14 protein-coding genes are annotated in these 11,876 nt (G+C 47.0%); 8 read left to right on the forward strand and 6 right to left on the reverse strand.

Going from position 1 to position 11,876, the window contains the following annotated elements:
* Positions 1-13: 13 nt before the first annotated feature.
* Together KDK16_RS13630 and KDK16_RS13635 are read right to left on the reverse strand one after the other, a co-directional pair.
* Entirely contained in the window at positions 14-613 is a 600-nt protein-coding gene (locus KDK16_RS13630; RefSeq protein WP_373690682.1) for a hypothetical protein, read from the reverse strand.
* Between the two features lie 237 nt (positions 614-850).
* Entirely contained in the window at positions 851-1,459 is a 609-nt protein-coding gene (locus KDK16_RS13635) for a hypothetical protein (protein ID WP_373690683.1), read from the reverse strand.
* Between the two features lie 324 nt (positions 1,460-1,783).
* Here KDK16_RS13635 and KDK16_RS10895 point away from each other — a divergent pair, with 324 nt between their 5' ends.
* From KDK16_RS10895 to KDK16_RS10905, 3 genes are all read left to right on the forward strand, one after another.
* Positions 1,784-2,359, forward strand: a complete 576-nt coding sequence (locus KDK16_RS10895) for a lysophospholipid acyltransferase family protein (protein WP_257276121.1) — start codon at positions 1,784-1,786, stop codon at positions 2,357-2,359.
* A 632-nt stretch (positions 2,360-2,991) separates the two neighbouring features.
* Complete coding sequence (locus KDK16_RS10900) at positions 2,992-4,818, forward strand: DEAD/DEAH box helicase (protein ID WP_257276122.1); 1,827 nt, start codon at positions 2,992-2,994, stop codon at positions 4,816-4,818.
* Positions 4,819-4,961: 143 nt separating this feature from the next.
* Positions 4,962-5,342, forward strand: a complete 381-nt coding sequence (locus KDK16_RS10905) for an SET domain-containing protein (protein ID WP_257276123.1) — start codon at positions 4,962-4,964, stop codon at positions 5,340-5,342.
* Between the two features lie 73 nt (positions 5,343-5,415).
* Here the strand turns inward: KDK16_RS10905 and KDK16_RS10910 are convergent, their stop codons facing one another.
* Positions 5,416-5,547 (reverse strand): hypothetical protein, encoded by a 132-nt coding sequence (locus KDK16_RS10910; protein ID WP_257276124.1) that lies wholly within the window; start codon positions 5,545-5,547, stop codon positions 5,416-5,418.
* A 178-nt stretch (positions 5,548-5,725) separates the two neighbouring features.
* Between KDK16_RS10910 and KDK16_RS10915 the strand changes: the two genes are divergently transcribed.
* Positions 5,726-6,475 (forward strand): META domain-containing protein, encoded by a 750-nt coding sequence (locus KDK16_RS10915; protein ID WP_257276125.1) that lies wholly within the window; start codon positions 5,726-5,728, stop codon positions 6,473-6,475.
* On the opposite strand, the gene KDK16_RS13640 is transcribed toward KDK16_RS10915, so the two are convergent.
* Entirely contained in the window at positions 6,469-6,672 is a 204-nt protein-coding gene (locus KDK16_RS13640; protein WP_368736483.1) for a S1/P1 nuclease, read from the reverse strand. The two genes, KDK16_RS10915 and KDK16_RS13640, sit on opposite strands and share 7 nt — an antisense overlap.
* A gap of 143 nt (positions 6,673-6,815) precedes the next feature.
* Between KDK16_RS13640 and hisA the strand changes: the two genes are divergently transcribed.
* Positions 6,816-7,583, forward strand: coding sequence for a phosphoribosylformimino-5-aminoimidazole carboxamide ribotide isomerase (gene hisA, locus KDK16_RS10920; protein ID WP_257276126.1), 768 nt, complete (start codon positions 6,816-6,818; stop codon positions 7,581-7,583).
* On the opposite strand, the gene KDK16_RS10925 is transcribed toward hisA, so the two are convergent.
* On the reverse strand, positions 7,580-7,921 hold the full coding sequence (locus tag KDK16_RS10925; RefSeq protein WP_257276127.1) for a 5-carboxymethyl-2-hydroxymuconate Delta-isomerase: 342 nt from the start codon (positions 7,919-7,921) through the stop codon (positions 7,580-7,582). The two genes, hisA and KDK16_RS10925, sit on opposite strands and share 4 nt — an antisense overlap.
* A 138-nt stretch (positions 7,922-8,059) precedes the next feature.
* Here KDK16_RS10925 and KDK16_RS10930 point away from each other — a divergent pair, with 138 nt between their 5' ends.
* The gene (locus KDK16_RS10930) at positions 8,060-9,271 is read left to right on the forward strand and encodes an aromatic amino acid transport family protein (protein ID WP_257276128.1); all 1,212 of its coding nucleotides are present in this window, start codon (positions 8,060-8,062) and stop codon (positions 9,269-9,271) included.
* Between the two features lie 97 nt (positions 9,272-9,368).
* Positions 9,369-9,800, forward strand: a complete 432-nt coding sequence (locus tag KDK16_RS10935) for a DUF2147 domain-containing protein (protein ID WP_257276129.1) — start codon at positions 9,369-9,371, stop codon at positions 9,798-9,800.
* A gap of 173 nt (positions 9,801-9,973) precedes the next feature.
* Here KDK16_RS10935 and pgtP read toward each other — a convergent pair whose 3' ends face one another.
* Positions 9,974-11,329 carry a phosphoglycerate transporter protein PgtP gene (gene pgtP, locus KDK16_RS10940; protein WP_257276130.1) on the reverse strand — a complete coding sequence of 452 codons (1,356 nt, stop codon included), beginning with the start codon at positions 11,327-11,329 and terminating at the stop codon, positions 9,974-9,976.
* A 437-nt stretch (positions 11,330-11,766) separates the two neighbouring features.
* On the opposite strand from pgtP, the gene KDK16_RS10945 reads away from it, so the two are divergent.
* The coding region (locus KDK16_RS10945) for a GIY-YIG nuclease family protein (RefSeq protein ID WP_257276131.1) at positions 11,767-11,876 on the forward strand (110 nt) is incomplete at its 3' end.

Consider the following 11,876-nt stretch of genomic DNA (forward strand, 5'->3'; position numbering starts at 1 on the left):
AGTGCATCGAGGGTTACTGTCGGCATACGGCGCACAGAGGTGATTGCACCTCCCACATACGAATGCATGCTTTGCAATACCAGTGCCTTTTACAGGCTGCAACGGCGATAGGGTATCTCATCGGTTCCAGACAAATAGGACATAATCCTGAAAAAAGTTTTACTGCCAGATATTCGGTTATTAATAATGATGATGCGTGCTCTGTTCTTTGCGCGATTAATTTAAATATGAATAATGTTAGGCTTTCATAATTATGCAGATTAATTCTTAGATCATATGAAATATTAGCAACACCGCTTAATAAAATGCCTGATAAAAAAATAAAATTATATTCATCATGAAGGGTATTGCCCAGCTTAAGTAGATAGAAATGTGACAAACATACAACTGCTATCTCGGTCACACGTAAAGGTAGCCTGAATTCATCATAATGTGACGAGAGAAAGGTTAATAAATTTAACAGGTTAGTCGAAAAGCTCTGTTTGTAATCTTCATATGAAATAGTGCGGTTGGAGCTTTCATGTTCGTCATAACCAGTATTATCTTGAGACCCGTAGGAAGCACCATAAGACAGTAGCGAGAGAAATATCACTAATCTGCATAAATCAAACATAATTATTGTATGTGAATTTAAATGTGTAGTTGGTCAGCATAGGTTATGAAGCGTCACATCACAAAAAAATTCAGCAGACTGCGCTTGCGAACAACTGCTGAGTTACGAAAGTCCTGGCTATATTTTATCCACAGAAAATGGCTGGAGAAAAAGATGCTTCAGCTAAAAGCAGTTCACTGTCCGAAATGTTCATTTATTGAAGGAGGTGACGGTTGCTCTCATTATTTTAATTGGAGGTTACTGCCGACATAGAGGGCAAAGAAGTGATTGTGTCTGCCATGAACGAATGCACACTTCGCAATACCAGTGCCTTTTACAGGCCGCATAGCAGCCAGGGTATCTCACTGTTTCTATACAGATAGGACACAACCCGGCAAAGAGCTTTACTGACAGGTAGTCGTAAATCAATAAAGATGATACGTGCTCTATTTCTTGTGCAACGAGTTTAAAATAGATTACTGGTGAGTTTTTATCACTATTATTGGTAATTGTTTTTAGGTCATATGAAGTGTTAGAGACAAAGCTTGACAACAAGGCAATGGCAAGAATAAAAATACATTCACGGGGGAAAATATTACCCGTTTTAAGTAGATAGAAATTTAGCAAAAAAATAGTTGATATTTCAGCTATACGTAAAGGCAGTCTGAATTCATCATAATATAACAAGACTGAGGTTAATAAATTTATTAGATCACTCGAAAAGTTCTGTTCGTAATCCTCATTTGAAATAGTGTGGTTGGAATTTACACGTTCATCATTAAAAGTATTATCTTGAGACCCGTAGGAAGCACCATATGATATTAGTGAGATAACAATCACTAGTTTGCATAAACTAAACATATTCATCGCGCATCAATTTCAGGTAGCATTCGATGATGATAGATTACGAAAGGTTACACTACAAAAAAACACTCTGTATCTGCAAACACCCACCGAATGATCAGTCCCCCGGACTGATCGCTTCTATCAGTGCCTGCACGTCATGGCCCCTCTGGGCCATTTTAAGAGAAATTTGGTAAACGTAAAAATGTGTGCTGAAGTGTACATTCCGGTTAGGACGGGTATAATCCCGCTCGAAGACTGGCCGGGCGAATGTAATTTATCATAAACATTAATTTGTTATGGATACTGGGCCAGTCTCGATCTTGACTGCCTGTGGTAACCTTCTTGATGACTCATACGATCTTTGATACTCCCATTGTTAATACTCTCTTTCGCTTTATCTCTACTCTGGGTCTGAAACTGACAGGCTGGAAATTGTCAGGTAAAAAGCCAAATGCTCGAAAATATGTCCTTATTGCTGCCCCCCATACCAGCAACTGGGACTTTATTCTGGTGATAGCCATTGCCTTCAGATTCGGTATCAAGATTTCCTGGATGGGCAAGAGCGGCCTTTTTAAGGGGCCCATGGGCCCCATAATGCGTTGGATGGGTGGCATTCCTGTGGAGCGAAGCCGAAATACCGGACTGGTGCAGCAAGTCGTCGACCGGTTTAATGCTTCTGAGGATCTTATCGTGACTATCCCTCCTGAGGGAACGCGCAGCAAGGTAGGCCAGTGGAAAAGTGGTTTTTATCATGTTGCGGCTGGTGCAGGTGTGCCCATTGCCCTGGGGTTTCTGGATTTTAAAACCAAAGTGGGAGGTTTTGGTCCCATGTTCTTCCCTACGGAAAAATACGAGGATGACCTGAAGAAGATTCAGGACTTCTATCGGGGGATGACGGGCAAAAGGCCTCATAGATTCTGAAGAGACCCGCTGGTATTTGGTGTGGGATAGGTAAATGGCTGCAAATAGTCATCAGTAGCTATAAACCCCTTCTCTCTATCGGCTAAAAACAGGCCGGTTGCTTGAAATACAGCTATCTATGTTGAGCGATTAGCGATAGAATGACCGCCCTTTTGTGGGAAGGCTGTTCAATAAGGCTTCCCAGTAGTCCTGGTACTCCGTTTACCTCTGTGGTCGGTTTGCATATTGAATGCTCATCGGATACCGACCCTGTCAGTTCTTTCGAGATCATCAACGAAGTCATGGACACCCAACTGCCATGAGTGAAAAGGCCGCTGGCTGTTAATGAGCGGCCGGAACATGGTTAATAATCACCGCACGTTACGAAAAGGATCGTGCAGTGGATCAGTGTACATGGGAGTCTGTTCACAGGCTCAGGTCGCAAGATCCGGAAAGAGCGATCAGCGTTTTCATTGGATTATTCAAGCTAATCAATAACTTGTCTGACTCTCTGAAACCTGTCCTGTTCCATAGAACATGATGACCGTCTTTCTACCTGCGACTGGCCCATGGGTGATTCTCACGGCTTAAGACCGGCATTACCCCGTCGGCTGCCTGTCAGAGTATCTACAGGGACAGCACTGATCATATCAATGCCTAATTTTTCGGAGCACTTGATGTCTGACGACACAACCCCTACTGAGTCAATGATTACCTTTGCTGAACTGCCCCTTTCTCCGGCGGTGATCAGGGCGGTACAGGATGTTGGTTATGAAACACCTTCTCCTATTCAGGCTCAGAGTATTCCCCGGATTCTGGATGGTAGAGACCTGCTGGGTCTGGCCCAGACCGGTACAGGCAAAACCGCCGCTTTTGCCCTGCCAATGCTTTCCAGACTGGATATGAAGGCCAATGATCCTCAGGTTCTGGTCCTGACACCAACGCGCGAACTGGCCATCCAGGTGGCTGAAGCTTTCCAGCGTTATGCCCGTCACATGCCTGGCTTCCATGTACTGCCAGTTTATGGTGGTCAGGATATGCGTGGTCAGCTGAGAGGTCTCAAGCGTGGTGCTCATGTTATTGTGGGTACGCCGGGTCGTGTCATGGACCATATCCGCAGAGAAAGCCTCAAATTGGATGCACTTAAAGCGGTCGTTCTGGATGAGGCCGATGAAATGCTGCGCATGGGCTTCGTCGATGACATTGAATGGATCATGGAACAGACACCTGAAGAGCGTCAGGTAGCCCTGTTCTCTGCCACTATGCCCAGACAGATTCGCAAGATTGCTGATACGCATCTGAAAAATCCTGCCACTGTTGAGATCAAGGCGAAAACCGCCACTGTTGATACCATCACTCAGAAAGTCTGCATGGTCAGCGGCTTTCACAAGCTGGACGCACTGACCCGTATCCTTGAAGTCGAACCTTTTGATGCCATGATTATCTTCGTGCGCACCAAAACCGCGACCGTAGAGCTGGCTGAAAAGCTGGAGGCAAGAGGTTTTGCTGCTGCTGCATTAAACGGTGACATGAGTCAGGGGCTGCGTGAAAAAGTGGTGGATCGACTGAAGAAAGGCTCTCTCGATATTCTCATCGCCACCGATGTTGCAGCCCGTGGTCTTGACGTTGAGCGTATGTCTCACGTCGTAAATTACGACATTCCTTATGACACGGAAGCTTATGTTCATCGTATTGGTCGAACTGGCCGTGCTGGTCGTCAGGGTGTTGCTATTCTGTTTGCTACGCATCGTGAGCGTCGTATGTTGCGTGCTATTGAGCATGCTACCCGTCAGCGCATCGAAACTATGCGTCTGCCATCCATGCGTGACGTCCGTGATATGCGCATCCGTGCCTTCAAGGAAGAGGTTGTGAAATCCCTGGAAATGGGTGAAGAGCTGGATGCATTTCGTGAAATCATTGCTGAGCTGGAAACCGAACATGCACTGAGTTACCAAGACATGGCCGCTGTTCTTTGTTTTATGGCTCAGAAAGATCGTCCGTTCCCGGATGGTAAAGAACCAGAACGTACACAGCGTGAGCGCCGGGATCGTGGCGACAGGGGAGACCGTGATCGTGGTGAGCGTCTTCGTCGTGATCGGAAAGAAGATAATGAAGGCATGGTTCGTTACCGTGTTGATGTAGGTCGCGATCAGGGTATTTCGCCCGGAGACCTGGTCGGTGCGATTGCCAACGAAAGTAATATTTCTGGCAAAAACATCGGTCACATCCGCCTTTTCGACACCTGCTCTTCCATCTACCTGCCGGAAGGTGTGGATGCGACTACGCTGGATGCTCTGAAAAATGTCAAGGTACGCAACAAGGCTCTCGGTCTGAAAGTTTGGGTTGATGATGGTCGTCGTGATAACAGTCGTCCTCCTCGTCGTGGTCGTGGTCGTGAAGGTGAAGGTTTCAGAAGAGATCGTGATAATCGTGGTGGAGACAGACGTCAGAGTTCACGCAGGCCTCGTCGTGAAGCATAAGCCGGTCATCTTTCCCTGATGGTGAAAAAGCAGAAGCCCGGTACTTCTGCTTTTTTTTTGAGTGGAGCACTGCAAAAGTCGATTAACAGACCGTTAAAGGGCGGGTAGACTGTCAGGAAATAAAAATTAAAGAGGTCTCGTTTATGCTATACGTGGCATTTTCTGGCTCGAAAGGGCGAGGAGTCTTTACCCGTAAAAAGATTGAGCGAGATACGGTCATCGAGCGTTGCCCTGTTCTTGAATTGCCTCCTGAAGATCTTGAACATATCGATCAAACGTCAATATACAACTATTACTTTACCTGGGGCGAGGCAATGGATTCAGCCGCCATTGCTTTGGGGCTGGGTTCAATTTATAACCACTCTTACACACCTAATGCACTCTATCGGTTTGATATGGACGACCGGGTGATTGAATTTATTGCCATTAAAAAAATTCGGCCCAATGAAGAGATAACGATTAACTACAACGGTTCACCAAACGATCGATCGCCGCTTTGGGAAGGTATTCAGTGGGAACCCTGAACAGTGGATACCTGAATTCAGGAATCATTAGTTAGTATGATTGATTTATGTTGTGAATCATTTGGCTGCTACACTAAGAGATGTTTATCTGGAGGTGTTCAGTCATATGAGTATCGGTCGATGTTCTACTGTTTGCTACTTCTTTGTCGTGTATAGGTGTCGCTTCTATCCGGGTTAGTGGTGTCACTGCAATCTTGGGTTTCATCAGGATTCTGTACTACTTTTTATAGAACTGTATTCCGTATATAGCTCCGTATTTTGTGTCAGGCCTTGGTAATGAAGGTTTCTGGCGGTTTTCAATGAGCAGCTTCAGGGTTTATGCTCAGGCCTTTCTGCCAGAGCAGAAATCAAGAACCGTCTCACGTGAGGTATAAGGTAAAATCATGAGAACCATGGGCCGTTATGTTCTGGTGCTGGCAGCAGGAGGTTTTCTTGCTGCCTGTACTACACCGGACAAGAGTGTGGTGGTAACACCCACTGACGTTGAGGGTAAAACCTGGGTGCTGCATTCCCTGAATGGCGCGCCACCGGTAAATGGTAAAAGAGTTACCCTTGAGTTTCAGTCTGCTTCCAGCAAGGATGGTCAGATCAGTGGTCGCGGCCCTTGTAATGGTTACTTTGGTAGCTATACGATGCAGCAGGATGAGCTGCAGTTTGGTAGAGTGGGCTCCACCATGATGGCCTGTCCGGAACCTTACATGAAACAGGAAATGGCTTATTTCAAAGGGCTTCAGCAGGTTGACACCATGACGTCCAATGGTCTGGTGATGACTCTCAAGGGGCGCCACAATGATGAGACGATCACTTATTTTGCAGAGAGCGCGAAAGTGAGAGGGGTCATCAAATCATCCACAGGCAGTTTCCCTGCTGGCTCGGATGTTATCGTTTCGATGAAAGATATCACCAACAAGGATCATCACTCGAATCTGATTGGTGAGAAAAAAATCAGGCTGGATCAGGGGGTTGATGGACCCTTGAAATTTGATGTTCCATACTCGCCCTCTCTGATTGAGCCAAACCACACCTATTCTGTTGCTGTAGAAGTCAGGCAAAATGGAAAGCTGATTTCCCACAGTACTTCGAATAAGATTATTGATTTCTCCAGACCTCTGGAATTTAACTCAGGTCAATGATTATGGCTTGAATGCCTGTTCAGAACTTCAGCCAGTTGATAACCTGAAGTCGTTATCCTCTCTTTTGCAATCCTTTGCCCTCTCAGCAAATATTCTTTGCTGAGAGGCTTGCCTGTTTTGATCTGATCAAAGACTGATGTTCTCTGTATATCAAGGCTCTCCCTGGTCCGGTTTGCAGGGGACTTCCACCGACACATGGCGCCTTCTTTTCCTCTGTTCCGGAAGCAACTACTAACTTATTGGTCAGGGTATGGCTGGAAAGATTCTTTCAGCTCACGGTTAATGTGATAGATTTAGACCTTCCATTTTACTGTTAACAAGACACAAAGGAGTTCCCGTTATGCAGTTTCGACCCTGTATTGATCTGCACGAAGGCAAGGTGAAACAGATTGTGGGAAGCTCTCTGCGTGATGGTGATAATTCGGCTCAGGTGAATTTTGAAAGTGACCGTTCAGCGGCTTATTTTGTGGAACTTTACCGTCAGGAACAGTTAACCGGTGGCCATGTCATAAAACTGGGGCCCGGTAATGAGGTCGCCGCCGCTTCAGCTCTTTCAGGCTGGCCCGGAGGCCTTCAGGTTGGCGGCGGTATTACAGCAGAAAATGCCGTTCAGTACCTTGATATGGGAGCCTCCCACGTCATTGTGACCTCCTACGTTTTTAAGGATGGTCAGATCAATTTTGAAAATCTCAACAAATTGCTGGCCGCGGTGGGCAGGGAGCGCCTGGTGCTGGATCTTTCCTGTAAGAAAAAAGGCGGTGACTATTTCATTGTCACGAATCGCTGGCAGAAGTTTACCGATACTCGAATCAATGCTCAGACACTGGAGAAGCTGGCTCACTATTGTGATGAGTTTCTTGTTCATGCCGCATCGGTTGAAGGCTTGATGGGTGGGCCTGATCTGGAACTGGTTTCCCTGCTGGCTCAATATTCACCCGTTCCGGTGACCTATGCGGGGGGGATTGCCTCTCTGGAAGACATTGAGGCGGTGAGAAAAGCCGGTAACGGTCAGGTGCACATTACCATAGGCAGTGCTCTGGATATTTTTGGTGGTTCCCTGGCGTTTATGGATGTCGTCGCGAGCTGTAAAACGGATTACCCATCTTAAGCAAGCCGTTTTGAATAACTGTCAGTATCAATATCAAGAATTTCAACCGTCAGAATATTCACGTTCGGGATGATCTGGTCAGCAGCACTGAGCACTTTTTGGCTCAGGTCTTTCTTCTCGGTGGTGGTACGACCTTTCATAATCCTGACGGTGATGTGAACAAAGGATTGCTCAGGCTGAGCGGTTTGAAAGTACTCACAGGGGATGGCTCTGGACTTGATGTCTTCTGCTTTAAATAGCCTTGATTCCAGAGCGCTTTGATGAACAGTTGAAATCAGATCTCTGATTGAGTGATTCTGTTCAATGTCTGAAGAGTATTCGATGACGCAATGTGGCATGGCGAATTGTCTTTAAGAAGTGTTGTGAAGTAGCCTATCAAAAGCTCGGGAAGAGAAACAGCAAGAAAGGTGGCTCTATAAATTCCTGTTGATTCTTGTCTATTCTGGTTGTTTGGAAAGGAAACGATGAACTAATACATGAACAGTCAAACACTGGGAAGCACCCTGCTGGTAGCAGGCACATCTATTGGGGCAGGTATGCTGGCTTTGCCGCTGGTTTCTGCTGCTACGGGTATTTGGTCAGGCATCCTGCTGATGATGTTAATGGCTGCTCTGGCCTGCTATGGAGGTTTGCTCATAGCGGAGGCCTGCCGCGCCGTGCCAGAAGCCGATAACCTTCATGGTGTGGTGGGGCGGTTGCTGGGAAAATCTGGTCAGGCTGTGGCTATTCTGGCCATGCTGTTTCTATATTATTCACTCTGTTCAGCCTATATCACAGCCGGCGCAGGGCAAGTTGTTTCCTTCAGCCACAGGATGGGACTGGCTCTCAGTTTTTCTCAGTCAGCTACGCTGGTGGCAGTTGTTATTGCCGTTATGGTGGTGATCGGGACTGTGGTTGTGGATTATGCCAATCGCACAATGTTCTTCCTGATGATGATGTTATTGATGTTCATCATGGTGCTTCTACTGCCAGAAGCAGAAGCCGAAAATCTCACCCTTGGAGTCGGTGAACCCGGTATGCTCTTCGCCGCTTTGCCAGTACTTTACACCTCCTTTGGGTATCATTGTGCAGTACCTACCGTCGTGCGATATGTCAAAGGCAGGCCCGGAGATTTTCGCCTGGCATTGGTGCTGGGCAGTGTCTTGCCCCTTGTGGTCTATTCACTCTGGCAGGTTGCGACCAACGGTACTTTGTCATCTGTGGAGATCAACAGCCTGCACAGTAGTCCGGATGCAGTGGGCCAGCTTATCCGTAAAATTGGGGATGCCAGTCATTATTCCGGCTTTAGTTATCTCATCAGTGGTTTCACAGTCTGTGCGCTGGGTACTTCATTTTTAGGAGTGGCCATTGGCCTGTTTGATTATCTGGCTGAGGTCAGCCAGAGACCTGATAACATCATGGGTCGTATTCAGACTGTCTGCCTGACACTGGGCCTGCCATTGCTGGTGGCGGTTTTGTTTCCGGGAGGCTTCGTGATGACTCTGGGCTATGCTGCTGTGGCTTTGGTGATTCTGGCGGTCTTTATTCCTGTCATGCTGGTCTGGGAAGCACGAAAGCAGGACCTTGAAGAGCCTTATCAGGTGGCCGGGGGCAAACTGTTGCTGGTGATTATGTGTTTGATCGGGCTGGCCGTCATTCTTGCTCAGGCAGGCATTGTTTCCGGCTGGCTGCCAGCTCTGGATTCTTGATCATTCATAAAAAATCACTGTCAGAAGAGTTTGTCTGGTTGTTTGAGAATGATCCGATTAATATCAGTTCATCCACTCAGGAAAACAGGAACTCCTCATGTTACGAAAAGCACTTCTGGTAGCCTCTGCGCTGCTTCTCCCGGCTTTGTCTCTTGCCAATGGATACGTTGGTCAATGGTACACCGTTGATGAAGAAACCCATAAAAAGGAATCTCTGGTGACTATCTGGGAAGAAGGTGATCAGCTGAAAGGCAAGATTGTGGAGATCCTTGATCCTGCATCCAGAAATGCGGTCTGTGAAAAATGCAAAGGTGATAATAAGGATCAGAAGATAGAGGGGCTGACTTTTCTCTGGGGGATGAAAAAAGACGGTTCTCAATACGACAACGGAAAAGTGCTAGATCCGAAGTCGGGCAAAGTATACAGCGGCAGCATGAAATTGATTGACGGAGGTAAAAAGCTCAAGCTTAGGGGGTATGTGGGCTTTTCATTGTTAGGCAGAACCCAGGTTTGGGTTAAAGCCGACTAGCAGCCTGTCGGACTTAAGCGTCCGTAGCGAGGATTGCAAGACGCAGTAGGACAGCCTTAAGTCCGACAGGCTGCTAGATAGATTTGAAAATGGCCCTAAGTCCATGGGCCAATAATAGCCGGCAGAGATGACTGCCGGGGTCAGTGAATGGCTCCAATGAAGCCATATGGCAGTCATTTGTACTGACTGAAGAGCTCAGCTTTGTCGTCTTTCTCCTTTTTCAAAGTCAGTGCCAAAAACAGAATTGCCATGCCACAGGCTGCCAGTATCAGCATAAAACCGCCACTCCAGCCCATCGCGTCAACAATGACTCCCATGGCCAGGTTGGCAAACAGCGCACCACCGAGGTAACCAAACAGGCCGGTCAGGCCAGTGGCGGTTCCGGTCGCTTTCTTCGGGGCTGAGTCAGCGGCCTGCAAACCTACCAGCACCACAGGACCATAAATCAGAAAGCCCACAAATATCAGGCAGAGGTTATCAATCATCGGGTGCCCGGCAGGGTTCTGCCAGTAGATAACAATGGCTACACAGACCAGCGCCATCATCCACATACTGACTGGAGCACGACAGCCTCTGAAAAAGCGGTCACTGGCCCAGCCACAGAGCAGGATACCCGGAATGCCTGCAAACTCGTAAAAGAAATAGGCCCAGCCACTTTGAGCCATTGAAAAACCTTTAACTTCTTTCAGGTAAGTTGGCGCCCAGTCCAGTACTCCGTAGCGAACCAGGTAAACGAAGACATTGGCCAGTGAGAGATACCAGAGCAGTTTATTGTTGAATACATATTTGAAAAAGATGTCTTTGGCCGACATCTCTTGCTCATGGTGATGCTCGTCATAGGATTTAAGCTTATCGCCAGTCCAGGCTTCGATGCTGGGCAGACCGCAGGACTGGGGGGTATCTCTTAATAATGTCCAGGTGATACCGGCCAGAACAAGGGCTACGACGCCATGGAACCAGAGCTGTGATTGCCAGTCGCCAAACAGAAAGACCGCAAATATGGCCATAGGTCCCACCAGACCGGCTCCGAGGTTATGAGAGGTATTCCAGTAGGCCCATTTAACCCCTCTTTCTCTAACGGAGAACCAATGTGTCATGACCCTGCTGCCCGCCGGATAGCCCATGCCCTGAAACCAGCCATTAAGAAACAGCAGGGCAAACATGGCAGGGACTGAAGCTGTGGCAAAAGGAACGGTTCCCATAAAGATCATGGTCAGAGCCGAAAGAATCAGGCCAATACTCATGAATTTCCGGGCGTCACTGCGATCAGACAGGTTGCCCATGAGAAACTTGCTAAAGCCATAGGCAAAAGAAACGGCTGAGAGGGCCACGCCGAGTTCGGATTTGCTAAAACCCTGTTCAATCAGATTGGGCATGGCCAGAGAGAAATTTTTGCGAATCAGGTAATAAGCGGCATAGCCAACAATGATGCCGAACAAAACCTGAAAACGGAGCTTTTTATAAGTTTCATCGACTTCTTTGGACGCAATCTGCTCTTGATGAGCAGGAGGACTGAGAAAGCCCAGCATATGAAGTACTCCCGAATTTATTTGCTAGTGCCATTTTTCCCGAATATGTTTTTATGTCTGGGCAGCCAAGAGTTACGTCTTGTATTCCTTTGGCCGACAATTGGGTCCATGGCTGAATGATCCGAAACGGCTTTTCTCTCCATACTGCGAGAATCATTCTTACAGGCAACTGCAAAATGATGGTTAGACTCACCGATATCAAAAGAGAAGCTGCTTTATAACTCCCACAGAACCTGTGTGAAGATGTGCCTATGGGTTTTTATCAAGTGTTAATTTCAGTCCAGATTTGTGATTTAGCAAGTCGAAAGTCTAAAAAACTTAATATCCGAATGAAATTTGTTAAATAGAACTATCGTTTAATTTTCTGTTATTGAAGCCATGTACTTGCCTGTCCGGTACAGTAAAATGCTGTTAATTATCTTTTATATGCAGGTTCCATGAACTGGTTCGTTTATATCATTCTGGCAAGTAACAACAGTCTGTACACGGGTATTACCACCAATATCGAACGGCGCTGGAAAGAGCACTCGGGCGAAAAGAAAGGCGG

The sequence above is a fragment of the Endozoicomonas sp. SESOKO4 genome (genome assembly GCF_024606275.1).

Bases quoted from the DNA above. Each gene is read 5' to 3' on its own strand.
- KDK16_RS13630 (WP_373690682.1), bottom strand. From the start codon at position 613: ATGTTTGATTTATGCAGATTAGTGATATTTCTCTCGCTACTGTCTTAT.
- KDK16_RS13635 (WP_373690683.1), bottom strand. From the start codon at position 1,459: ATGAATATGTTTAGTTTATGCAAACTAGTGATTGTTATCTCACTAATA.
- KDK16_RS10895 (WP_257276121.1), top strand. From the start codon at position 1,784: ATGACTCATACGATCTTTGATACTCCCATTGTTAATACTCTCTTTCGC.
- KDK16_RS10900 (WP_257276122.1), top strand. From the start codon at position 2,992: ATGCCTAATTTTTCGGAGCACTTGATGTCTGACGACACAACCCCTACT.
- KDK16_RS10905 (WP_257276123.1), top strand. From the start codon at position 4,962: ATGCTATACGTGGCATTTTCTGGCTCGAAAGGGCGAGGAGTCTTTACC.
- KDK16_RS10910 (WP_257276124.1), bottom strand. From the start codon at position 5,547: ATGAAACCCAAGATTGCAGTGACACCACTAACCCGGATAGAAGCGACA.
- KDK16_RS10915 (WP_257276125.1), top strand. From the start codon at position 5,726: ATGAGAACCATGGGCCGTTATGTTCTGGTGCTGGCAGCAGGAGGTTTT.
- KDK16_RS13640 (WP_368736483.1), bottom strand. From the start codon at position 6,672: ATGTGTCGGTGGAAGTCCCCTGCAAACCGGACCAGGGAGAGCCTTGAT.
- hisA (WP_257276126.1), top strand. From the start codon at position 6,816: ATGCAGTTTCGACCCTGTATTGATCTGCACGAAGGCAAGGTGAAACAG.
- KDK16_RS10925 (WP_257276127.1), bottom strand. From the start codon at position 7,921: ATGCCACATTGCGTCATCGAATACTCTTCAGACATTGAACAGAATCAC.
- KDK16_RS10930 (WP_257276128.1), top strand. From the start codon at position 8,060: ATGAACAGTCAAACACTGGGAAGCACCCTGCTGGTAGCAGGCACATCT.
- KDK16_RS10935 (WP_257276129.1), top strand. From the start codon at position 9,369: ATGTTACGAAAAGCACTTCTGGTAGCCTCTGCGCTGCTTCTCCCGGCT.
- pgtP (WP_257276130.1), bottom strand. From the start codon at position 11,329: ATGCTGGGCTTTCTCAGTCCTCCTGCTCATCAAGAGCAGATTGCGTCC.